The sequence below is a fragment of the Pararhizobium sp. DWP1-1-3 genome (assembly GCF_049896125.1).
Classification (GTDB): domain Bacteria; phylum Pseudomonadota; class Alphaproteobacteria; order Rhizobiales; family Rhizobiaceae; genus Pararhizobium.
Map to the genome: position 1 here is coordinate 25,208 of NZ_JAFCTR010000024.1, position 22,805 is coordinate 48,012.

General features: G+C 50.2%; 17 protein-coding genes and 2 pseudogenes. 7 read left to right on the forward strand and 12 right to left on the reverse strand.

The features are described 5' to 3' along the window. Positions 1-48: 48 nt before the first annotated feature. The 4 genes and pseudogenes from ACP7BS_RS28140 to ACP7BS_RS28155 all read right to left on the reverse strand — a co-directional run. Positions 49-543 carry a ferritin-like domain-containing protein gene (locus ACP7BS_RS28140; protein WP_426232326.1) on the reverse strand — a complete coding sequence of 165 codons (495 nt, stop codon included), beginning with the start codon at positions 541-543 and terminating at the stop codon, positions 49-51. A 184-nt stretch (positions 544-727) separates the two neighbouring features. After that, entirely contained in the window at positions 728-2,845 is a 2,118-nt protein-coding gene (catE, locus tag ACP7BS_RS28145) for a catalase C (RefSeq protein WP_426240732.1), read from the reverse strand. A 365-nt stretch (positions 2,846-3,210) separates the two neighbouring features. Then, positions 3,211-3,882, reverse strand: a pseudogene (locus tag ACP7BS_RS28150) (IS3 family transposase); the annotation flags it as partial. Between the two features lie 550 nt (positions 3,883-4,432). Beyond that, positions 4,433-5,659, reverse strand: a pseudogene (locus ACP7BS_RS28155) (IS701 family transposase); the annotation flags it as partial. Positions 5,660-5,905: 246 nt separating this feature from the next. Here ACP7BS_RS28155 and ACP7BS_RS28160 point away from each other — a divergent pair. Genes ACP7BS_RS28160 through ACP7BS_RS28190 form a run of 7 tightly spaced genes read left to right on the forward strand, consistent with a single transcriptional unit; the run spans position 5,906 to position 12,329 of the window. Next, on the forward strand, positions 5,906-7,033 hold the full coding sequence (locus ACP7BS_RS28160) for a glycosyltransferase (RefSeq protein ID WP_426240733.1): 1,128 nt from the start codon (positions 5,906-5,908) through the stop codon (positions 7,031-7,033). Beyond that, positions 7,033-8,376 (forward strand): glycosyltransferase family 2 protein, encoded by a 1,344-nt coding sequence (locus ACP7BS_RS28165; protein WP_426240734.1) that lies wholly within the window; start codon positions 7,033-7,035, stop codon positions 8,374-8,376. Before ACP7BS_RS28160 ends, ACP7BS_RS28165 begins: the two co-directional genes overlap by 1 nt. Before the next feature lie 3 nt (positions 8,377-8,379). After that, a complete protein-coding gene (locus tag ACP7BS_RS28170; protein ID WP_426240735.1) occupies positions 8,380-9,360 on the forward strand; it encodes an ATP-grasp domain-containing protein in 981 nt (326 codons plus the stop codon). Beyond that, positions 9,360-9,977 (forward strand): HAD family hydrolase, encoded by a 618-nt coding sequence (locus ACP7BS_RS28175; protein WP_426240736.1) that lies wholly within the window; start codon positions 9,360-9,362, stop codon positions 9,975-9,977. Before ACP7BS_RS28170 ends, ACP7BS_RS28175 begins: the two co-directional genes overlap by 1 nt. Continuing rightward, a complete protein-coding gene (locus tag ACP7BS_RS28180) occupies positions 9,970-10,392 on the forward strand; it encodes a sugar 3,4-ketoisomerase (protein ID WP_426240737.1) in 423 nt (140 codons plus the stop codon). The genes ACP7BS_RS28175 and ACP7BS_RS28180 overlap by 8 nt, the downstream gene beginning before the upstream one ends. Then, positions 10,389-11,489, forward strand: coding sequence for a DegT/DnrJ/EryC1/StrS family aminotransferase (locus tag ACP7BS_RS28185; protein WP_426240738.1), 1,101 nt, complete (start codon positions 10,389-10,391; stop codon positions 11,487-11,489). The genes ACP7BS_RS28180 and ACP7BS_RS28185 overlap by 4 nt, the downstream gene beginning before the upstream one ends. 54 nt (positions 11,490-11,543) lie before the next feature. Next, entirely contained in the window at positions 11,544-12,329 is a 786-nt protein-coding gene (locus ACP7BS_RS28190) for a hypothetical protein (protein ID WP_426240739.1), read from the forward strand. Positions 12,330-12,591: 262 nt separating this feature from the next. Here the strand turns inward: ACP7BS_RS28190 and ACP7BS_RS28195 are convergent, their stop codons facing one another. From ACP7BS_RS28195 to rfbA, 8 genes are all read right to left on the reverse strand, one after another. Further along, entirely contained in the window at positions 12,592-13,944 is a 1,353-nt protein-coding gene (locus ACP7BS_RS28195) for a hypothetical protein (protein ID WP_426240740.1), read from the reverse strand. Next, positions 13,945-15,039: a hypothetical protein gene (locus ACP7BS_RS28200; protein WP_426240741.1), complete on the reverse strand. Its 1,095-nt coding sequence runs from the start codon at positions 15,037-15,039 to the stop codon at positions 13,945-13,947. A gap of 7 nt (positions 15,040-15,046) precedes the next feature. Beyond that, the gene (locus ACP7BS_RS28205; protein WP_426240742.1) at positions 15,047-16,315 is read right to left on the reverse strand and encodes a hypothetical protein; all 1,269 of its coding nucleotides are present in this window, start codon (positions 16,313-16,315) and stop codon (positions 15,047-15,049) included. 28 nt (positions 16,316-16,343) lie between these two features. Further along, positions 16,344-16,997 (reverse strand): ABC transporter ATP-binding protein, encoded by a 654-nt coding sequence (locus ACP7BS_RS28210; protein ID WP_426240743.1) that lies wholly within the window; start codon positions 16,995-16,997, stop codon positions 16,344-16,346. Then, entirely contained in the window at positions 16,994-17,758 is a 765-nt protein-coding gene (locus tag ACP7BS_RS28215; protein WP_426240744.1) for an ABC transporter permease, read from the reverse strand. The genes ACP7BS_RS28210 and ACP7BS_RS28215 overlap by 4 nt, the downstream gene beginning before the upstream one ends. Before the next feature lie 40 nt (positions 17,759-17,798). Next, positions 17,799-20,264, reverse strand: a complete 2,466-nt coding sequence (locus tag ACP7BS_RS28220; RefSeq protein ID WP_426240745.1) for a glycoside hydrolase family 99-like domain-containing protein — start codon at positions 20,262-20,264, stop codon at positions 17,799-17,801. A gap of 32 nt (positions 20,265-20,296) precedes the next feature. Beyond that, entirely contained in the window at positions 20,297-21,862 is a 1,566-nt protein-coding gene (locus ACP7BS_RS28225; protein ID WP_426240746.1) for a class I SAM-dependent methyltransferase, read from the reverse strand. A gap of 70 nt (positions 21,863-21,932) precedes the next feature. Beyond that, entirely contained in the window at positions 21,933-22,799 is an 867-nt protein-coding gene (gene rfbA / locus ACP7BS_RS28230) for a glucose-1-phosphate thymidylyltransferase RfbA (RefSeq protein WP_426240748.1), read from the reverse strand. Positions 22,800-22,805 lie beyond the last annotated feature (6 nt).

Sequence of the window (22,805 nt, forward strand, 5' to 3'; positions counted from 1 at the left end):
TGTACCGAATCCGCAGCGCTTTGCCACGGATCCGGGTGTCGGGTACGGTCAGCCTTCAGCTTTTTGATTGACAACCGACGTAGCAATCGAGGTCAGCGCCAGATCTGTTGCCTGCTCTTCGTCGAGCGTCGTCTGCAGCAATCCGGCAGCATCATTCAGCCCAAGCTCGAGTGCCCATGTGCGCAAGGTGCCATATCGCGACATTTCGTAATGTTCCACGGCTTGGGCGGCTGCCAACAGTCCGGCATCCAAGGCGGGCGAGCCTTCGTATTCCTCCATAATCTCAGCACCTTCGTCGGTGATGCCGAGGATCGCATCGCAGGTCTTGGCTTCCGGTTCCTTGCCGATGATTTCAAACACCTGCTCGAGCCGCTCGACATGCACCTTGGTTTCTGCCAGGTGCTTGGCGAACGCGTCCTTCAGCTGGACGCTGGTTGCTGCTTCTTCCATCTCTGGGAGGGTTTCGACGATTTTCTGTTCGGCAAAATAGACGTCTTTCAAAGTGTCATGGAAGAGGTCTTCGAGCTTTTTCGTATGAGCCATTGGTGTATCCATTCTTTTGCTGGAGGTGCCGCTGACCCCATGTCAGCGGTTGTCTACAAGGACTGCAGAGACCGGATATCCGCACAAGAGAGTTCTTGGTGCAGACATCGTAGAACCCGAACGGCGCCGGAAAGCGCCCCCTACCGCGCTGGGGCGGGGCTCAACGCCCCTCCCGTTTCCATCATCAATTCAACTTGACCGATGGTTCGCGTGCCCAAACGCGAAGCTTCCCAACTTCGTCAAAAAACGCGGCAACGGTCGCTTTGTCCTTGAGCTCTATCGTGCCCTCGTCGAGATTTTCTGTAACCCCGGCCTTCGCCAGAAGCGGCACAGCATCGGCAACGTAACCGATGAATTTGCAGTGGGTGAACGCGTCAGCGACGAAGTCCCGTGCCGTGGCTTCTTTGAGAAGATCGGCAACGCCGTCGGCGGAAACAACGAGACTGACCGCGTCGTAGAGGACAGACGGACCACCGTCGATCATCTGGTGAGCCTCCACCCAGCTTCCATCCGACATCGTCACGCCACCAACCTTTGGGGCAATGATTTCGAAGACCGCCTTCTGCTTGGTCAGGTTGTCGAGCAGAGCTTTGAAGATCTGCACGTCAGCACCATCGGTCACGAGAATGCCGAGCTTTCGTCCCTCGAACCGTTTAGGACCACGCTCGACGATGCTGAGCGCCGGTGAAGGTTCCAGATCCTGGCGCGTCGGCATAGCGGCATCTGCAGGCTTAGGCATCGACTTGAACCCGAGCGCATGAGCCACTTTGCTGGCGAGCGTCTCGTCGATGTTAATGAGATGGGAAACCATCCGTTCTCGGATGACCGGCGTTTCCACCTTCGACAGTTCGAAAATCAGAGCGGCAGCAATATGCCGTTGCTCTGGCGGTGTCTGGCTGATGAAGAACTGCCGGGCCTGGCTGTAGTGGTCGGCGAAGCTCTCCGGGCGTAAGCGAACTTTCGGACCCTGTTCCTCCGCCGGGAAATGTCGATATCCCTGCAAGGGCGATTCTCTGGGGCCTTCCTCGAATGAATTCGGCTGGTAGTTGACGCGGCCAACGGGGTTGCGCATGGCCATATGGCCATCCTGCTGGAAGTTCGCAAACGGACACTTCGGCGCATTGATCGGCAGGTGGGTGAAATTCGGCCCGCCGAGACGCTTCAACTGCGTATCGAGATAGGAAAAGTTGCGACCCTGCAACAGCGGATCATTGCTGAAATCGATCCCAGGCGGCACGTTCTGGGTCATGAAGGCGACCTGCTCGGTTTCGGCAAAAAAGTTATCGGGCATCCGGTCGAGGACCAGACGGCCGATCGGCTGCGGCGGCAAAATCTCCTCCGGAATGATCTTGGTCGGATCGAGCACATCGAAATCGAAGCTGTCGGCGAACTCCTGGTCAAAGAGCTGAACCTGTAGCTCCCATTCGGGAAAATTGCCGGACTGGATCGACTGCCAGAGGTCGCGGCGGTGAAAATCGGGATCCGCACCGTTAATCTTGACAGCCTCGTTCCACGCAACGGACTGCAGGCCAAGCTTCGGCTTCCAGTGAAATTTCACGAAGGTCGATTCGTCCTTGGCGTTGACGAAGCGGAATGTATGAACGCCAAAACCTTCCATGAACCGGAACGACCGCGGAATGGTTCGATCCGACATGATCCACATGACCATGTTCATGCTCTCGGGGGTCAGGCTGATAAAGTCCCAGAAGGTATCGTGCGCAGTCTGGGCCTGGGGAAACGCGCGGTCTGGCTCTGGCTTGGCTGCGTGAATAAGATCAGGGAACTTGATGGCATCCTGAATGAAGAAGACAGGGATATTGTTGCCAACGAGATCCCAGTTTCCTTCCTTGGTATACATTTTCACGGCAAAGCCCCGAACATCGCGAGCAAGGTCTGCCGATCCCTTGCTGCCAGCGACCGTTGAAAACCGCACGAAGACAGGAGTGCGCTCGCCGGGACGCTGAAACAGATCGGCGCGCGTGTACGACGCCAAGGACTCGTAGGTTTCGAAGAAACCATGCGCCGCATATCCCCGCGCGTGGACCACACGCTCGGGAATGCGCTCATGGTCGAAATGGAAGATTTTTTCGCGGAAGTGGAAGTCGTCGATCAGCGCCGGACCGCGTGCGCCGACACGCAAGGTGTTCTGATCGTCTGCAACAGGTCCACCTTGGGCAGTGGTCAAGACCGGGGCGCCGTCCTCGGCGAACTGATGAAGTTCGCCCCCTTCACCTCGATGCAGTTTCTGGTCGTGAATGGTCGCGATATTGGCAGGCGACGTCGGTGTGGACTTCTTGGCCATCGAAGGTCTCCGGTATATGGGATGGAGCAAACACAATCGCCTCAACAGCATTTTGTTCCGTCAGGTGGCTTGTCACGGGTAAACTTAGTCGGAGGCAGAGACAGCGCGGCAGCCCCGGCGCATATGGACAACGTTGCGTGTCCCCCCAGGCAGGCAAGCGAGCGCTTCGTTTTCGGTGCCACACTGGGATGGGTCGTCGACGGAACGGGTAATCACCTGCGGGTGAAATGTGCCAGACATGCGATCTGTCAAGTTTCACCAAAAGCTGAAGCCCGAGCAGTTCGTCCGGCCGGCTATTGAACGATGCTTGGTCTAGGCGTAATAGAAGCCGCTAAGGGTGCTGCTGACTGTCCTTGGTGGTGAAGCCGCACGATATTGGTACCCAAATGTTCAGTTGTGGCGACATAAGCAATAGCCTCGCGGTCACAGCAGTCGAGCGCAAAGCAACGCGGACCTTCTCCTTGTTATGGCAGCCGATTTCGAAACCGTCCGAGCACCATCGCATTCGACTGAGCGACAGCAACGCGACCATCGTGGCGGCGGTTAAGTGCACCTTCATTAACCGATAAACGCGTTTGGCGTTCGGCCATAAGAGGTTCTCTCTGCGGGGTTTAAGGCGTAAGATCGCAAGAAGCCAGCGATATCCAAAGGTCGGCATCTCGGAGATGATCGCTTTGATTTTATCGGCCAGATTGGTGAGCGGCGGACGACCACGGGCTTTGGAGGGACGCTGTTTCACAGGCTGAGCCATGTATGACCGGGCAACACCAAAAGTCTCGCACACGGCCATCATCGGGAACTTCCCTTTGGCAATGACAGCGAGCGCGACAGATGTTTTTTGGGCCGGTGGCGATCTCAAGCGCCTCCTTGAGAATCTCGCCTTCCATCGTCTTCTTCCCGAGCAGGCGCTGTAACTCTTTGACCTGGCTCTGAAGGGCACGATATTCGGACGCCGGAACGACATCTTCCTGGGCAGCAGTTGCCGTCAGAGCCCCTTGGGTGGCAAGCTTACGCCAGGTGAATAACTGATTCGGCTCCTCGCACACTTGCTAAGTGGGAGATCGTGTCCGGATATTTATGGGGCCATTACATCCCCCAAAGAGGTACTCCTGCAACGGCATGTTTAAGCCATCCCTAATTCGTTCGGGAACTGTTTCGGAAATGTTTCCACAGAGACCATTTTTGGACCCGACAAGAGAACGAAACCAGATCTGTTCCAAACCAAAGTTTGGACGTTCATTTACTAGGCCGCGCACTAATAAATCGGGTTTGCAAATCGGTTTGATTTTGATTCATTGAAGCCTTGATTGGAACCTACGTTGCGGAAATCATCTTGGCCGGTGGTCGTCAAGGCCACATCGAAAGGCTGCACATATGGAAGCAAGCGACCCGATCAAAATATCTAAAAATGCTTGCGAGTGGGAGCCGTCTACATATGAGTCTACGGCCTAGCACTACTTTGGCAGAATAGAAATTTTGTGGTGGAAGTGACGTCGACAATGCGGACATCGGATCTGCGCTGTCGGTAGAGTAAGTGCGTTGATGACGGCTCTTCGCACTGCTGGCAAGGTCGGCTCAGGTGGCCCACGACGAACTCGTCGCTTCTTTTTTTCCCCGCTTTGCAGTCTGCAATCTCTGGTGCTGGAGGAAGGCATAGGCGATCATTGTCATTAGTGCGTGCCGATGGAGTCCTTGCCATGATCGGCCTTCGAAGTGGTCGAGGCCAAGTTCCTCTTTCATCTGCTGATGCGCCTGCTCGCAAACCCATCTGGCCTTGATGGCGGCGGCCAACATTTTCAATGTCGCGTCGGCCGGCAAGTTGGACAGGTAGTATTTGCGCTCGTCGTTTGATCGCCACTCGCCAACCAACCAGGCCTCCTCGCCCGGCATGTGCTGTTGTCCCTTGTCGAGAATGCGTTGCGGCGTGCCATCCGCGATCCGGATGCGCAATGCTGCAAAGCGTGCTGTTAGGCGACCTTTCGTGCCACGGCGCCAACTGACCTTTTTCCAACGTTCAGCCGCTAACATCATTTCGGCGGCAACGGACAGGATGTTAGGGATCGGTTGCTTGCGCGGACGTCCATGACCCGAGATAGGAAAAACCAATTCGACATCGTGGGGATAGACCTTCTGGTGCTTTGGGATGCCGACCGCCCAGGTGAGGCCGCGTCCACTCAGTCCCTGGCGGAATGCCGCGGATAGGCCGTATCCTGCGTCAGCGAGCACTGTGCCGAATCGGACACCGACCGCGGTCAACCGGTCGATCTCGTGAAGGGCAATTTCCGGCTTCGTGCGAGAGGTTCGCATGGCGTCAGGAACTCCGGCCTTTGCCATCCGCTCCTCATCGCCAACCCAGCTCTCGGGCAGGAACAGACGCAAGCCAACCGGAACAGGAACCTCGTCTCGCGCAAGCGTCACCGAAACCAGCGTCTGGCAATTGGCTCTCTTGCCCAGCATCGAAGCGTATTGCGGCGCGACCCCGACCGAGTGGTTGCCCTTCTTCGGCAGTCCGGTGTCATCGATCACCAGAAACGCATCGGGAGCGCCAACGATCTGATCCGCCTGCAACGCCAGTTCAGTCTCAAGCGGCGCTGCATCCCAAAGGCCATCGGAAATGAAATGGTGAAGGCGGTCATATTGGCCGGGAGCAAGCCGCTCCGCCATGGGCTCGATACTCTTGCGCTCACCAGGGCCGATGAGCCCAGACACATAGAGGGGGCACATCTGACGTCGTTTCTTGTGTCCGAGCTTGTCCAGAAATGGCTGCAAAAATGCCGAAAGCTCCGTCCTAAAAATGATCCGTGTCGCAAACATTGCGCTCGCGTCCCGCAGCTTGGTGTAGCTCTTCGACTCCCACCACAACATTGACGGACAGAAGTCCTTGATCCCCCGATTGCGATGCTATTTCGTTTTCGTCCATTTTCGATAGGTTGAAAGCAATCAGGCAATCGGATGGCTAAAGCCAATTCAGCTGCCCGGGCGGCATTGCAATCGTCAACGATCTTTAATACAGAGGCCGGGTCGAAACCACCGAATTGAGCTGAGATGAGATGTAAAGCATTGATTACATTGGTTACGCCATGCTATCAAACACCCAAGTATTTTTTGGAGCGCCTGTTTTTATCCATTGTTCAGATAAAAGATCTTGTCGAGTGGGTGCTTGTGGATGACTCGCCAAACTCTCCAGTGGTTAGTGAATTTGCTGCACGCGCTAGTCAAACGCTGCCGCATTTTAAGTTCATTCGCCATAGTCAAAACAGAGGCATCCGACAATCGTACATTAGCGGTTTTTCACAAGCTGAGGGTAGGTTTGTTGGCATTGTAGATCATGACGATGAGGTTGATTTTGGTTATCTTGTTAGAGCTCTTGACGTAATTGGAGACGAGGATTTCGATATCGTTTACACTAACGAAATTAGATTTAATCACGTTGTCGGCGAGGTTTACATCAAGCCGAATTTTGATCCACTGAGTGCTTTCTATTATTATTATCCACATCACATCACATTGTTTCGGTCCGACATAGGGCGAGAGATCGTCTCGCTTCCAGAGGCCCTTTCATTATCTTCAACGACATTTGATATTGCGTTTTGGTATGAGTATCTCTCTTCGTTCCAAGAGCGGGCTCCAAGAGCGCTTCACCTTCCTTTCACTACTTATGGCTGGAGAGTTCACGAGGGAAGTACGGCTAGCTCCGTTCATCAAAAAACGGAACATCTTTACGAGAGGCGCAATCTTGCGGATGCTTTTATCTCCAAATTTGAAGCGGACCCATATCAAATTCTAAACAGAACAGATGTGCCCTATGTTATTCAAGGAAAGTTTGGGATGAACTTTTCGGATGGCGTGGACTATGCCGGGGAATATTTTGACGTTGAATACGTAGACGTCTCCGGAGGGGAAATACGACAACTAGACCGGATGGGAGCTACACCTCCGGAGTTGTCGGCACTGTTAAAAAAAATGCCATTGCGATACGTGTCAGTGATTGCCGCCGAGCGTCTTATCTACGTACCATTTGCTGGATTGTTGGATCGCGACAGCGGACACGTTCATGATGTGCCGTATTTAAAAGAAGCGGACCGTCTAAGTGATGGACGTTATCTAGCCTTGAAATCAAAGCGAAGATGCAATTCTGCCATATCGCCTTCTCCGTTCTACGAAATCTCCATGGCAGGGAGCATCTAATGGGTCAGCTCAAAACCGTATCAGTCGTACTACCCGTCTTTAACGGTGAACGTTACCTCCAGCAAACGCTCTCAAGCATTTCCTCCCAAACATATCGCACGCTGCAAGTCGTCATTGTTAACGATGGATCTTCCGATGAGAGCAGACGCATTTGTTTGGAATGGATTGAACAGCATGCAACCGAGATCGAGATAACCTTCGTCGATAATTTCACAAACATGGGAGTTTGTAACGCGCTGCGGGAAGCGTGCACCCTTGCAACTGGCGAATATATCGCACAAATCGGACATGACGATGTATGGATGCCAAACCATCTCTTGGAATTGGTTGCTATTCTCGAATGCCAAGGGAGTGCCGCAGCCTTTAGTGACGTTGGATACATCGATGGCAACGGGAATGTTATAACTTCACATATATTTGACCATGACTCTTTGGGCACCCTCACTAGACCCCAGCTTTTTGCCAAGATGCTTTCGGGGAATTTCATTTGTGCGCCGGCCTCCATGTTCCGCCGCGACCTATACCGAAAAGAGTTTTGGGGACTACACAATGAACGTCTTCAGGATTATCAGCTTTGGCTAAACCTCTTATTGGAGGGCGATTTCGTCCGCGTCAAAAAAACTACAATGCACTATCGGCTCCACGATAATAATCTGAGTTCGGGAAAAACATTGCAAGTGCAAAGCCAGCTAGAATTATTTGAAGTGCAGCAAAAAATATTATCATCGAGCCGAATGTTCGATTTCCTGGACGAGATATACAACGATTTTGTAGTATTTGAAAACTTCATGGTGGCACTCGTTGAAAGCATCAACATAATCTCTGGCTATTATCCACCTCTGCAACTAAATTGCCTCGTATTCCTTGAGAAGACCCAAGAAAAATTTCCTAATGCCGCAATAATTTCCAATTTGCGCATAAATCTTCTTTGCTCGATGGGAGCACTGCGTAAGGGTCTTCTAGTCTCTAAAACTGATGTCTCATTAGGACCTTGTTTGAAACAAGGCGTACCTATATTGCTACCGGCAAATCGCCGGGCAAACGAAGGATTATTCCAGTTTTTGATTGAAAGCGGTTGGTTTCGCGATGGGCGAGTACTAAACGGCGCTTCTCTCAATCAAGGGGACGTCTTCTATTTAGCTCTCCAAGACGATTACAAGGCTTTGTGCAGATTCGACCCGTTCCGATCTGCGGCTAAACGTAAACGGGTTTTCCTCGCAGCAAACCAAATTGCCGTGTCTTTTGGGCCCCAGTGTTTAATACCGAATGCCAAAAATAGCATAGGTTATCGTGAATTCGACAAAATGCTGAGCTGGGTCGAAGACGCAAGGAATATTAGGTGATTCATGAAGGATATGACTGTTTTTCGGATACTAGTGACGTCAGCGGGTACATCGACGGCCATCGGACTAATAAAGGCACTTTCACACAGGCACGAATTCGAAATTTTCACGACTGACATAAATCCAACATATCTGTTACCCTTGGCGGCTTTTCCGGTAAGCGCGCACACAGTTGTGCCGTTCGCTACGGACAAGGAGCGCTACCTTGGCGCAATGATGAGAGTTATCGAAGCCAATCAAATTGACTTCGTCTACCCAGTTCACGATGAGGAAATTCGCGTCGTTGCGGCCGCGCAAAGAAGGGGCGCGCTCGGAGTTGCCTGCCCCGAGTTTGCTATCGAGAAGCTCGATTTATGCACTGATAAGTTGAGTCTGGGTAAGATCTGTGCAAAAAATGGCATTAGGTCGCCGAATACGGCTGACTGGAAGTCATTCCGCGCTGATCCAGTATATCCCATCTTCGTTAAACCTAGGCGGGGAGTTGGCAGTCGGGGCGCAAGGTTGCTTGGTAACCCTTCGGATCTTACTGAAAATGATGCAGAGGCAGATCTGGTGTTTCAGGATCTTTGCGAAGGCCCGGAAGTTACGGTTGACGTGTTAAAGACATCGATCGGGCTTATCGCGATAGCACGAGAGCGGTTAGAGGTCAAAGCTGGGGTTTCTACGAAGTGCCGCGTCTGGTTTTCACAGGAATTGGCTGAAATAGCTAACAAGATTGCCGACGCATTCGAACTTGATGGATTGTTTTGTTTTCAGGCCATGAAGCAATCAGGAGAATGGTCGGTAACAGACATAAATCCGCGCACCGGCGGAGCGACTGCCATGACAACTGCTGCAGGAATAAACCTTTACGAGGAATACTTTTTGCGCGCAGCCGGAAATAAAGATGACACTCGCTTTTTGAAGCTACTAAGTAAGTCGGTTAACATGCCAGAATGCTTTGTCATTCGATACTACCAAGAGCAAGTATTTGTAGGTGGTTGATGAAAATCGGCATTGACTTCGACGGAACGCTTGTCACTTGCAGGGATAAGCAAATCGCTTGCCTAAGGGATGGCCTGCCCCATATGCACGCGAAAGTAAATTGGCCACTGGTCTGGCGCCGGAAACGCAATGGGCATAACAACGATCGCGCACTAGCGCCGTACAAGTTGGATGAGGGTACTAAGCTTCAGCTCAAAACCTTCTGGGATTCTAATATAGAGGCCGAACACTACCAGGGTTATGACAAGCTTTTCCCAGGTGTTTTAAGGACCCTCCAAGCTCTTCGGGCTCGCCACCAGCTTTATCTCATCTCGGCCCGAAAACATCCCGAAGGATTGTACCGTCAGCTTGGCCGTCTGGGTGTGTCGGAGCTTTTTGCAAATGTGAAGGTGGTGTCGCCGCAGGATGCTGTTCAGGCCAAAGCGAAAGAATTCTCTGATTTGGGCATCAATTGCTATATTGGAGATACGGAATCGGATTTTTCAGCGTCTCTGGCGGCGCAGATTCCCTGTTACATCGTAAATACGGGTCAAAGATCTGCCTCCTTTCTCAAACAGAGTGGAGTGCGAGAGATATTTGAAAAGTTGTCGGCCGTCGAGAAGGTGTTAAATGCATAACAGCGTAAATGATTGTAAGTTCATTGAGCTACCGGTTTTCCCAGACCATCGAGGTAAGCTTTCTTTTATCCAGAATGACAGAAGCATAGTCGATTTCGATTTTGCGCGCTTGTATTTTCTATTCGACGTTCCTTTCGGGGGCCAAAGAGCTGGGCATGCACACCGGGAACTTCGACAATTATTTTTTGCATTTAGCGGGGCGTACGATATTCACCTTGATGACGGCTATGAAAAGCGCACGGTGAGAATTGATCAGCCAAATAGACCATTTATGGTTTTACCTAATATTTGGCGAGTTGTAGACCAGTTTACTTCAGGCGCCGTCTGCGCTGTGTTAGCTAGTGAGCTTTATAGCGAAGATGACTACATCAGAGAGTATGCTGAATTTACGAAATACGTAGGGGACCTTAAATGACTGACGTGAAATTCTTAGAGTTAGGCCGTCTGAATGAGCCGTATTTGGCGAACTTTGCACCAATCGCGGAGCAATCATTCCGCTCAGGGATCTATATAGGCGGCGAAAGCGTCGCATACTTCGAGAAAAGTTTCGCAGCCTATTGTGGGGTCGACCATTGCGTGTCGGTCGGAAATGGTTTGGAGGCGCTTGTTATAGCATTAAGGGCGTTGGGTGTTGGGAAGGGTGACGAAGTTATAGTACCAGGGCAGACATTCATCGCTACCTGGCTGGCGGTAACTGCCGTTGGAGCTAAAATTGTCCCTGTAGACGTTGATCGGCTCACGGCCAATTTGGACACTCAACTGATCAAAGCTGCGTTGACCTCGAGAACTAGGGCAATCATCCCAGTACATCTGTATGGGGCTATAGCAGATATGGGGAGCATCCTTGAAATTGCCGAAGAATATTCTCTATTCGTTATAGAGGATGCAGCTCAAGCCCATGGAGCTTTACACAACGGAAAGCGGGCGGGTTCTTACGGCCACTTTGGTTGCTTTAGTTTCTATCCAAGCAAAAATCTTGGTGCTCTTGGAGATGCGGGCGCTTTGGTCACCAGCGATCCTAACTTGGCGCAAAAGGCGCGTTTGCTTGCGAACTATGGCTCTATCGAGAAATACGTGCACCTTGAAGCGGGCACAAATTCCAGGATGGATCCTATCCAGGCCGCCTTTTTATCTCTAAAACTGGCGTCGCTTAATGACATTATAGCTCGTAGAAAAACGATTGCTTCAACTTATACGAACGCGCTGAACGGCGGAGATTCTGAGCGGATAAGTCGTCTTTTGAAGAAAGACGTCGATTGTGTGTGGCATAATTTTGTTGTTCTCGTTGATGATCGCAAGAACTTTTCGGATTACATGCACGAGAATGGGGTGGGGACAGCGCTGCACTACCCGATTATTCCTTCGCAGCAGCAATGCTATAGTGCTGAATTTGGTAAGATAAATCTTCCTGTTTCAGAAGGCCTTGCAGCGAAGTCAGTTAGTCTTCCGATTGGCGAATACCTAACCGCGCACGAAATCGAAAAAGTGGCCTCGGCAATCTCTTCATATTGATAAAACAAAAGCTAGTTAAGCCAGTGCGAAACAGAAATATAGACTGAGCGATTTATGGTACTGAATGACATGGTTTTACAAGCGTCGAAAAGCAGCGCCGAACTCATCGAGGACCTGTGCAAACATGCAAATGCGTCGAAACGAGCGTTGCAGCAAGTTAGAAGAGAAAAAGCCGAGCTCGAGACCAAACTTAGTTCTCGGCAAAGCTTAGTTAATTGCACAACACCACTCGATGAACCCGGTGTTAATGAATTGGTCGATATTGCTGCGAGAAAATCGAGAATATCAGCTGCTTTGTCTGGTAAGCGCAGAGAGAATGGCCTGGTCGGTTCCTTACGCGGATTTTTTCACGGGCGCGCGCGCGTTTTTTGGTCAGACGAAACGTCCGAAAATATACTTCGAGGTTCAAATTTATTTGATGCTGCTTGGTATAATGCAAATTACCGAGATGTTGCGGGAAATGGAATCGATCCCGTTTCGCACTATGTTCGATATGGGTTTGGCGAAGGGAGGTGGCCAAATGCGCTTTTTGACACGCGCTACTACCTAAAAAACAATAGAGACGTCCTAGAAAGCGGCCACAATCCCCTTGCCCACTATATTCAGAATGGGTGGAGGGAGGCGCGCAACCCTAACCCTTTTTTTGACGTCAACTTCTATGTCTCAGCGAACGCCGATGTCGCGCTTGCCGGAGTCGAGCCTCTCTCTCATTATCTATCCTTTGGATTTCGAGAGTTGCGAGAAACGACGACGTTGTTTTCGATAAAGGACTTCATCGCCGCCAACAAGCATTTGGATTTTACTGACACCAATGTGCTGGCGCATTTCTTGCACACATAGAATAAGCTACGGGCACATTGCAAAAGTTCGATTGTCATCATGGTCCCGCAAATTTTTCGCCAATCCATCAATCAAGCGGGCTTTAAAAAGATCAAGAGGACCATCTGCTCAAACCGTATCGGAAGGATGTCGCCAGGTCTCCGTTAATTGGGATACGGGTCAGTGGGCCTTTGCCCTGGCGGAACACTTCGATCTTTGGTCTACCTTGCCTTTTTACTTCTACAATCGAGCCCCGTTCCAAAACGGAAGGGAACTGACGACGCTACAATTCGGTGCTATCCCTAACACTTGCTACCATTAGTGCACAAATTGACCAAACAATGAGGCATCCCAAGAAAACCAGTAACGTGTCGACGAATACACGCGGGTAAAGTGCATGCTCAGGCTTAAATGGTGGAACAACCACTACTAAATATATTTGCTGCTTGTCGAGGTTTCGCCTAGACTCTTCGAAACTAGCTCTCGCTAACGTGTAAACTTGCTCAGCAAATTCTTGTCGAAGCTTCAATATCTCAAAGTCTTTTAGTTGCATCGAAATCGAAGAACTTTTATCACCAGTTAACATGTCCTCCAACTCTCGTATTTGTTTGTCTATTACATCCAGCCTGGATTGCATATAGCTTTCCCCCGGACGACCTTTGGTGCCAGTCGAGTCCGATACTGCTAACTGACTCTCCAATTGCACCTTTTGAAGCGTCAATGTCGAGAGTATTGTCGCAATCTGCTTTGCGCTCTGCACGGGGTCAATAGCTCTGGTGGTTTGCTGCAGGGTAAGGAGTTTCAGCCGAGTATCCGCTAATTCGGCCATGCTTCGTTCCACCTCTTCTTCAGCACGACGCAGAGCATCTCCGCGACTACGGCGGGAAATGTCATTAATCAACGCTTCGCTTGATGAGACCAGTTTTTGCGCCAAAGACTGCGCGTCGTCTGGCGTGTAGCCCTTGACACGGAGAGTAAGAATATTGGAAGCGTTGTCCACAGAAGCAGTGACCTTGCTCTGCCAATAGTCTGTGAGTTCCTCGGCATAGCCTTTTGAATCCAGGCGAGATATCCAATCGATAGAGGGTTGTTCGTAATATCTGGCCAATGCTGTTCTCCCGCCAACGTCCTCGATGGCCGCACGGCTTTTCAAATAATCTAGAATAATGCGTGAATCCTGCGTGGGAGAGCCACTCGATCCCAAACCGAGCTTACCTATGATAGAACTTGCTCCGCCTGAAAGACTGGAAGACTTCGCTGTGCTGTCCAAGGCGGCGCGGACAGTCAGTTTTGTTTCAGCCACGTAAACATCAGATGCGACAAGAGAGTAATAAAACAACGCGACTAACGGTGGTAAAGCGACCACAAGAAGAAAGCTTCGCAGTAGCAATTTTCCACCGCCGGCATCATTTCCTGACTCATTCTTACGGGGAGGCATACCTCCCAAGGTGTATTCTCCACTGGATTTTTTGAAGCGAAGGCCGGCCAATCGGCGCGTGAAAGTTCTCAACGATGACTTGTTTCCCTTGTCGATCGGACGCAATCCCACGTCTGACGCGGGGGAGGCGCCGCGCTCGTTACGTTCAGCTGTGGTATTTGTAAGGCGCGTTCGGTGGTCTTCCTGCTGCGTGTCCATCTATCCATTGTCCGCCGCGCGTCCGGGACGACTGATGCCCTCCCGTTCGGAAGTTTTACTCAAGCCGGCTTCCACCGCCTCATATGAGAAAGAGAAAAGCGCTATATCTTCATCGAGCAGATCCGCAACAAGACCCAGTTCTTTTAAAACAATGGTTAGCTCGGCCGTGCCAGGCAATGTCTCTAAATTGCTGTCACGCAATATATTCGCTTCTATTTGGGCATCGAGCATCGAGGCGAAATCAGCGTATAACGGCCGAACGCCAACAACGTTGAATTGTGCAAGATTGTCAAGCGCCACACTTACGTTACGCCGCTGCAGTTCAGACTCCGCCGAGCCGCCGAAAACTGAAGTCATCGGAGACCGGAACAGCCGCCGACACTCAGGGGACATTTTTCGGAACCCTGTGAGTACCGACTTCCGATCGGCAAAGTCCATTTCTGCGACGGGGTCGATCACCGTCTCGTACTTGTCTAGTGAAAGATTCAGTGTTTTCCGCTCCGGTCGTCTGGCAAGATGCGCTATGAAAAGAAGTTTTTCCGCGAGATCTTCGAACGGATCGCGCAATAATGCAGCTGTTACATATTCCTTTTCAAGCACCACACTTCCATGCCTCATCCAGTTAGGTTGGCCACTAACGAAAATCGAGGAAGCCGCTTTGTTCGCAATGAGTGAACCAATTGTCTCAATCGGAAGGCGATCAATGACTGGATAGGAAAGAGCGAAAAATGGCATGAGGCGGCGAAGGATGCGAATCTGTGGTAAGATGCAAACATCCATGATAAAGAGCTTTTTTTCCAAATGTCGACCCGCGTCGAACCGCCGATAAATGGGCACGCCACTGCGCGCTTCGAAGATCGTGATATCGACTATCGTCGATAGATCGCGAACATGCTGTTCATCGATATGAAAACCGGCCATGCCAGTTGCATGTAATCCAAGGTCACGAAGGTCCGTCCTTAGAACATTTGCAGTTAAATTAATATCTTGCATCCCAGGAACTCGGACGACAAATTCAGGGATATCACTGGGATTGTCAGGAACCACCCAGCCCGATATCGACGCGCCGCTGTCTTGGTCTACAAAAAAATGCATATTTCCCTCACGCCGCCGTATTGTCGCGCACGAGAACTGCAGTACCGGCAACGAGCGTCCAACCTAGAAATGATAACAAAATCAAGGCCGACCATGCCAGGCCACGTCTTGGGTATATCGATTCCTCCGGCAAGCTAGGTTGTACATAGACCATTAGATAGGACCGTTGTCTTTCGGCAGTCAGCCGTGCAGCCTCATAAGAGGAAACCGCAAGTGCATACTCGTTTCTTGCAATGTTAAGTTCAACTTGTTTATCGGCCAACACGCTCGCCTGGTCAGCTAAAGTCCCCCCCTCTTGATCTCTAGTCGGACGCCCTGCAACTCGGTTCTCATAATTTTTAATCTGACCACGTAAAGCGTCAGCGCGTGCTCTAAGGGAAACTATTTTGGGAGTGCCCAATGAATCATTGTTTTTAAAGGTATCAATCTGCGTTTCGGTTTTAGAGAGTTCTATGTTTAGCTGGGTTAGCAATTCAGAATAGCTACCGGCGGTAAGTTCAACATCCAATATCCCTGCCGCGATACGGGCATCTCGCATAGCGGTCACGGCACTCTCCAGTCGTTTCTTCGATAAACTCAATTCCTGTAATGTTTCCTGTAAGGCGTTTTCTTCATTGCGGCGAGTAAGCTTGTTCACCATTCCTTCGGAGATCTGCACGATCGCCTTAGCAAGTGCCAAACTGTCACTAGGAGAAAACGTGCGGACTTGCAGTGTCACAAGGCCGCTGCTCCTGTCAACGTTTAGCTTTACGTGATCGCTCCAGTAGTCGACGAACTCTTCGATCGTCATGTCGCTGGACGCCTCAGCAATAAAATCTGAAGTCCCTGGAGCGAATACACGTCGTAAGTCAAAGATCTTCCCGAGCTCCTCCACTATACTCCTACTTTTGACGTATTGCGCAATGATTTGCCCATCGCTCGATTGGCTCGCATTGAACATTGAAGCAATCCCCGCGAGTGCTTCCATACCGTTCTGTTGGCCAGAGTTAGGGGAAAAGCGGGCTTCCGAAACATACTGATCCGTTGCCACAAATACGAGATACAAAGCGCCGATCAAAACAGGGAGGACGAAAATACCGATGAAGCTACCCACAAAAAAACGTCGATAAATTCGATCCGTACGCCGTGCGCGAAATCCACCTCCACCAGTCCGAACAGGACGGGGTATGCGAGCAGTCCGCGCCACGCGCCGCAACTCAATCGAAATAGCTTTCGAGCGTGACAATTCATCAACTTTTTTGAGAGGTGCGCCTTTAGATGGCGTTACACTGTCCATGCTCTAAAAGTCTTCTTGTTTGTTCGCGTTATTCATTTAGTTTATTGTAGAGCTCGATTGCGTCATCCACGTTCGAAAACTCGTAGAGAATGCCGTGAGCCAGAACAACCACTCTGCTACAATAGTTCCGTATTGTGTCCATGGAATGTGAAATCATGATTATATCTGAACGAGCGCGCCGTTTTGCAAACTCCTCATTACAACGCGCTTGGAATCGAGCGTCACCAACAGCAGTAACCTCGTCGATCAAATAACATTCGAAGTCGATGGCCATGGAAAGACCGAAGGCGATTCTTTGCGCCATACCCGAGGAGTAGTTTTTATAAGGCTCATCCATATAGGCGCCTATCTCAGCAAAATCCTCAACGAAGGACACAGTTTTTCGAGGGTTTTGACCATAAATGCGAGCTACGAACTGCACGTTCTCTCGCCCCGTCATCAGGGGATGAAGTCCACCCGCAAATCCTAAAGGCCATGAAACCCGGCCAGAGCGCGTGATCTTGCCCGCATTGGGAAGTTCGGTCCCAGCGAGCATGCGCATGGTAGTCGACTTGCCAGCTCCATTTATTCCTAAAATTCCATAGGATGTGCCGGCCCGGAAATTCATCGTGACGTGATCGAGAATTATTTTCGTTCCAGCTTTTGTTCTGAAGTACTTAAAAACTTCGGAAAGCTCTATCATGAGGACAGCAGCTTTCCTCGAAGAAAGCGCTCTCCCATTAGTCCAAAGAACAAAAGGACCATCGATAGCTTTACAAGGTACGCCTTCGACAAAAATTCAGAGTACGAGTCCTCATAATAAGCAGAGCGTAGCCACTCGACGCTCTGAAAAAGAGGGTTGTATGAAATAATTTCTTGAATCTCATGCGGAAATACAGAGATATTTATGATCACACCCGACGAAAAATACATGATTATGATGGAAAAAATGAAAACTATATGCCACATCTTGAAAACCGATGAAGCTATATTGTTAAAAAAACCGAACGATATCGCCAGAAGAACGGTGGCAAGTACGCCAGAGACAAGGGCGTATTTATTCGTCGGCATTAAATCGATGCTCAACATAAACGCAAGGGAAAACAATAGTACAACCACAATAGATGCGGTGAACAACTCTATCAAGGCCCGCGAAATCATGATGTCTATCGCACGTACTACTGGAAATAGGAGGAGGGAGCGATTGGTCTCGATTGCTTGCCCCATCATCCGCGCGGGATAGAGGCACAATATGTAGGGCAGTATCCCAGTGACGGCGTAAACTACCGGGTCTCCGCCAGTTGTTATGAAACGGCGACCGTAGGCTAAAGAAGAAGCCATAATAACCAAATGGCTAAACGGCCACAAAATAGCCATGAGATATCCTAAATGAGAACTTCCAAAACGAGTTCTCATATCTCGGAGCATGAGTGCACCTATGATATTTAATTTAGTCTGAATCATTTATGTGATTTGTCGTTAACCACGTGCACTAGCATTTCATTTATTCCGCCATTTCGACCCGGTTAATCTCAAACTTGGAATTGTTTCGATCAATTCTAAAGAGGCCTTGACCATTTGCGCGGACAAACACCGCAAAAAAACGCTCAAATGCATGCGCCAGAGATCCATCCAGTTGACCCAAATCAACGTCAAAGTCATTTACACCTATGTTAGCCCCGAAAAAAGGCTTGAACGTGTCGAAATCGAACCAGAACATTGTTCCGGCGATAAATTCACCGTTTCGGTAACCCCCAGAAACGTCGAATTTGTTAGCCAGCCACTCTAAATGGCGGATATTGCCGTCTACGTACTTATCAATCGTTAGCCTTAAGTATGCATCTTTAGATGCTGCAATACCCATTCCCTTTCGGTTAAAAAAGCACTGATCCAATTGATTTAAGGCTGCCTTAGACAGCAACCCGTCAAGAAGGCTTTTCCGCCAATCTGCGCCGTCGATCCGGTGAGTGGATTTCTTGGAGTGAATTTTGCAGGCATGTTTGTAACCATCATTCTCAATTTGTCGGCCAACACTCAAAAAAGGAAACACGTCGCGCCCGTAGTTTTCTGTGATGAAAGCCTTGCGTGGGCTTAACCTACGCAAGGCAGAAGTGACCTCTGCCTCGGACCAGAGATCAGGGAAGCTCACGATCAGGTCTAACTCTTGATATTGTTTAACTTCCTTCAGGAGAAGGCAAAATTCATCAACAAGATCGTAGTAGAAGAGGTGCAGCATAATAGCTCTGTCGCGGGCAGCGGGGGCTTTCGAATTGTGAGCGTCACACATAGCTCTCGTTTTAGAAGCGTTGATCCCGAACTCTCGTACGACACTCCGCAGAGCGGTCAAGTATGCGTAGCCATGACGCCGGTCCGGTTCTAAGTAAGCGCCTTCTGCCCATTCGTTCCAGGCATTGATGAAAACAAAGCGGGCATCCGCATTCTTTGTCCGTGCTGCCCGCTCAAAAGCAGCACGGAGCCAACGGCGAAAGAGAGCCGGTGATGCCCCGACGAATACATCGCCACGGCCCGGTTTTCTCGGTTCGGTATCCCAACCAACGAGGGCGCCGGGATGAGCGACCCGCTCGTTTTTAATAGGAGCGGCATACAGCCTCTCGATATGTTCTACTACAGCCTTATAGGAGTGGACTTTGGTGGTCGCGTTCTTATCTAGCCAATCGCCTGGGTCAACTTGCGGTGAGTGGACTCCGTGTGGAGGGAAATCGTAAGTGCCATCAAGCCCAGCTACTTGGGATGCGGTATTACCGAATATCGAAACTCCAAGAACGTATAAGCCTGCAAACCCCGACTGATTAGCCTGCTCGCGCCATATATTGCTCATCCGTTCAAAATCAGGAATGAGATCTGGTCGATAGATCAGCAGAACCGGCTTGCCGCCGACTCGCACATACCGTCTATCGGAAATATACGGCAACCAGTCATTAAAGACAGCCTTGCAATCCTCAATGGAGTGATTCTGCTCAATTAGGATATCAGCCGCAAGTCCGTCCCAACGACGTGTCCAATTCTCGTTCGCCCAGCAGATACAGAATCCGATATCCAGAGACTTGTTCTTTGCGAACATATCTAAAGGACGTTCCAAAAGCCTTTTTCCATTGAACCAGTAATAATAGAAGCAAAAAGCGTGGAGCCCATACAATTTAGCCAACTCGTATTGTCGCTCCATAATTTCGAAAGAGCGAAGATCATAAAATCCTAGCTCTCCAGGAAGTCTCGGTTGGTAGTGGCTAGCGAAACGCGGAATTGCCTTAGAGACATTCACCCATTCAGTGAAGCCTTTTCCCCACCAGCGGTCATTTTCTGGAATCGGGTGCATCTGCGGCAGATAGAATGCAATGGTTTTGACGTTAAAATCGACATCCCCGATTGGATCCTCAGCTATTCCGGCATATTCCTGATGAAATCTCCCATCTCGAGCTGCATAGGCTCTCGTATCGTATTCAACTTTATATTTACTACGCAGCCGAGGCCGCGCGGCCAATTGGCAAAAGAGACTAGCCAATCTCGGCCTATCAGATGTTGGAAAATATTCGTTAAAAGGCTTACGACCTTGAGCGCGACCATAGAGATGATAGTGCTCGGCAGGGGAAAGTCCGCTATCCTTCACGTCCGGATATGCGTCAAGATACCAATCGCAGTCAATATACGGCGCCCTTTTATCCCACTGACCGATGCGGTGGTAATGTTCAAAGGGCGAAAGACCGGTTGCGACTATGTCAGGATAGGATTCCTTATACCAGCTATCACTAAACAGCGGATGCGGACGCCTGCCCTCTTTGAGGCCAACTCGTATGAAATGGTCCCAGGGATCAGTTTTTTTGGCACGAACATCTTCGTATGTAGAGAGATACCAGTCTTCGTCAAAAATCGGATTTTTTCTCCCATGACGAATCCTGGACCAAATTCTGAGAAAAAGGCCTGCCTTAATGTTTCCATCATCGAGTTTGGTCATGATTACGACATGCTAACAGTTTAAATTCTATCTTATAACGCACCAAACCTCTCAAACGGTTTTCGACCCTCCTCACGACCGTAGTATTGGAAATGATCGGCAGGTTCAAGACCGCTATCAGCGACATCTGGGTATGCTAAAGCGTACCACTCACCATCGAAATACGGTGCACGCCCTTCTCTCTCGCCAAACCGGTGAAAGTGTTCGAAGGGAAGTAAACCGCTGTTTGCAACGTCGGGATAGGCTTCATTGTACCACTCGTCGCTGAAAAGCGGGTGGGGGCGTCGGCCTTCTTTTAAACCATATTTCATAAAATGCGCCCACGGATCCATTTTTCTCGCGCGAACGTCTTGATTATGAGAAAGATACCAATTCCGGTCGAAAATCGAACTTTGCTTACCATAACGGACACGAGATATCACCCTCGAGATGAGTTTCACTTTAAAATCGGAGATGGATTGCTGGGACAAGACCTCCAACTCCTTAGACAATTTGCCTGAGGTTTCACGGAGTCTAACCAGATCATTTTCCCTCATCTCGAGTTTTAATTCTGTATCACTAAGTATTTCAATCTTCGCTTTCAGTTCATTTTCGAGCTCTGCGATGCTATTGTTTGCAGCGTCAAATTCAATAAGCTGCTGCTTTATCAAAATTTCCTTTTGATTTACATGCGATCTTAATGAGGAGATCTCATAATTTCGCTCGTTAAATAGAGAAACTAGTTGCACCTTATAAATTTCAAGAGACCTCAACTTGTCTTTCAGTGACAAGACCTCAGCCTCCAAATCCGCTGCGTGCGCGTCTAGTGCGCCTCTTACTGCGTCCTTGCTTACAATCTCAGCGCGCGTATGTGATTGAAATTCCTCAAGCTGCTTTATGTGTAGCCCCTGAGAACAGGTGGATCCTAATCGAGCGAAGGTTAGCCTTATATCGCGAGCCGCGTCATCGTTCTTTCCTAACTCAAAAAAGGCCTCGATATTTTCGTTATGCTTATCTCCCACTGCCAGCACACCGAGTCCGTGACCGTGATTGAACTTGAACGTCCGGTGTTTTTCCGCCATCTCTTCAAAGAACCTAAATACTCCGAAGTGGTCCCGCCTTACGTTGATATCGTGGAAAAGCACTATCGCGCGATCAGATAAAAGTGGAAGCCAGGTCTCGAAGTCGTGTTGGACGGCGTCATAGGTATGCAAGCCGTCGATATGAAGAAGATCAATTCCACCGTCTTCAAAATACTGAATGGCGTCGTCAAACGTTGATCTGACTAGTGTTGAGAAAGACGCATACTTTCGGCTGCTGATTTCGTTAACACTTTGGAAGATCGTTTCGTCGTAGAATCCGGCATGCGCGTCGCCGTTCCATGTATCTATAGCATAAGCGGCGGTTGATAATCCAAGTCGATCTATTGCTTGACAGAAGGCAAAGTAAGAGCCCCCTGCATGGGTGCCCAATTCGACAAATTTGTTCGGTCGGTGAACCGCCGTTAGCCAGAAAGCAAAAGGGATATGCTCTGGCCAAGCCGAGAATACCGTTGTCTCCGGTATCCAGAACATTGCAGGATGCCATAGCTCAGCTACGGTGCGAAATGTTGAAGACACTTAGTTTACCTCCACGACAAAGCTTCATTACGGGCCGGCGTTCCGCCAGAAATAGGGATGACACGCTATCTCATTCCTCGGCCAGCCTCAGCAGGTATTTGCCGTAGGCGGTCTTGGAATACAGGTTTCCATACTCGATCAGCTTGTCGCGGGAGATCCAGTCGTTGAGATAGGCGATTTCCTCGATACAGGCCACGCTGGTGCCCTGGCGGTGCTGGATCGTGCGGACAAATTCTGCTGCCTCGAGCAGGCTGTCATGTGTTCCGGTGTCGAGCCAGGCATAGCCGCGCGACATGCGTTCGACGAAGAGGCTTCCCGATTCCATATAGAGGCGATTGATATCGGTGATCTCATATTCGCCGCGCGCTGAGGGCTTCAGGTTGCGGGCATAGTCTACGACCTTGTTGTCGTAGAAATAGAGACCGGTCACCGCCATGCTGGATTTCGGCTTTGCAGGCTTTTCCTCGAGCGAAAGCGCTTTTCCCGTCGCGTCGAGTTCGACAACGCCGTAACGCTCCGGATCGGTAACCTCATAGGCAAACACGGTTGCACCGATCTTGCGCTCGCGCGCATTCGCCAAAAGCTCGCTGATGCCAGCGCCGAAGAAAATGTTGTCACCAAGAACCAGCGCGACATGATCACTGCCGATGAAATCTGCTCCGATCGTGAAGGCTTGCGCCAGGCCATCGGGGCTTGGCTGCTCCGCATAGGAAATATTCAATCCCCAACGTGAGCCGTCCTCGAAAAGGCGCCGGTAGCTTTCAATATATTCCGGCGAGGAAATGATCAGGATATCGCGGATATTCGCCAGCATCAGCACCGACAGCGGGTAGTATATCATCGGTTTGTCGTAGATCGGGATCAACTGCTTGTTGACGGCAAGCGTTGCCGGATGAAGTCGCGTTCCGGACCCGCCGGCAAGGATAATACCCTTCATAAAATT

What these genes read in the sequence shown, in the direction of transcription:
- ACP7BS_RS28140 (WP_426232326.1), bottom strand. Translation starts at nt 543, where the DNA reads ATGGCTCATACGAAAAAGCTCGAAGACCTCTTCCATGACACTTTGAAA.
- catE (WP_426240732.1), bottom strand. Translation starts at nt 2,845, where the DNA reads ATGGCCAAGAAGTCCACACCGACGTCGCCTGCCAATATCGCGACCATT.
- ACP7BS_RS28165 (WP_426240734.1), top strand. Translation starts at nt 7,033, where the DNA reads ATGGGTCAGCTCAAAACCGTATCAGTCGTACTACCCGTCTTTAACGGT.
- ACP7BS_RS28170 (WP_426240735.1), top strand. Translation starts at nt 8,380, where the DNA reads ATGAAGGATATGACTGTTTTTCGGATACTAGTGACGTCAGCGGGTACA.
- ACP7BS_RS28175 (WP_426240736.1), top strand. Translation starts at nt 9,360, where the DNA reads ATGAAAATCGGCATTGACTTCGACGGAACGCTTGTCACTTGCAGGGAT.
- ACP7BS_RS28180 (WP_426240737.1), top strand. Translation starts at nt 9,970, where the DNA reads ATGCATAACAGCGTAAATGATTGTAAGTTCATTGAGCTACCGGTTTTC.
- ACP7BS_RS28185 (WP_426240738.1), top strand. Translation starts at nt 10,389, where the DNA reads ATGACTGACGTGAAATTCTTAGAGTTAGGCCGTCTGAATGAGCCGTAT.
- ACP7BS_RS28190 (WP_426240739.1), top strand. Translation starts at nt 11,544, where the DNA reads ATGGTACTGAATGACATGGTTTTACAAGCGTCGAAAAGCAGCGCCGAA.
- ACP7BS_RS28195 (WP_426240740.1), bottom strand. Translation starts at nt 13,944, where the DNA reads ATGGACACGCAGCAGGAAGACCACCGAACGCGCCTTACAAATACCACA.
- ACP7BS_RS28200 (WP_426240741.1), bottom strand. Translation starts at nt 15,039, where the DNA reads ATGCATTTTTTTGTAGACCAAGACAGCGGCGCGTCGATATCGGGCTGG.
- ACP7BS_RS28205 (WP_426240742.1), bottom strand. Translation starts at nt 16,315, where the DNA reads ATGGACAGTGTAACGCCATCTAAAGGCGCACCTCTCAAAAAAGTTGAT.
- ACP7BS_RS28210 (WP_426240743.1), bottom strand. Translation starts at nt 16,997, where the DNA reads ATGATAGAGCTTTCCGAAGTTTTTAAGTACTTCAGAACAAAAGCTGGA.
- ACP7BS_RS28215 (WP_426240744.1), bottom strand. Translation starts at nt 17,758, where the DNA reads ATGATTCAGACTAAATTAAATATCATAGGTGCACTCATGCTCCGAGAT.
- ACP7BS_RS28220 (WP_426240745.1), bottom strand. Translation starts at nt 20,264, where the DNA reads ATGACCAAACTCGATGATGGAAACATTAAGGCAGGCCTTTTTCTCAGA.
- rfbA (WP_426240748.1), bottom strand. Translation starts at nt 22,799, where the DNA reads ATGAAGGGTATTATCCTTGCCGGCGGGTCCGGAACGCGACTTCATCCG.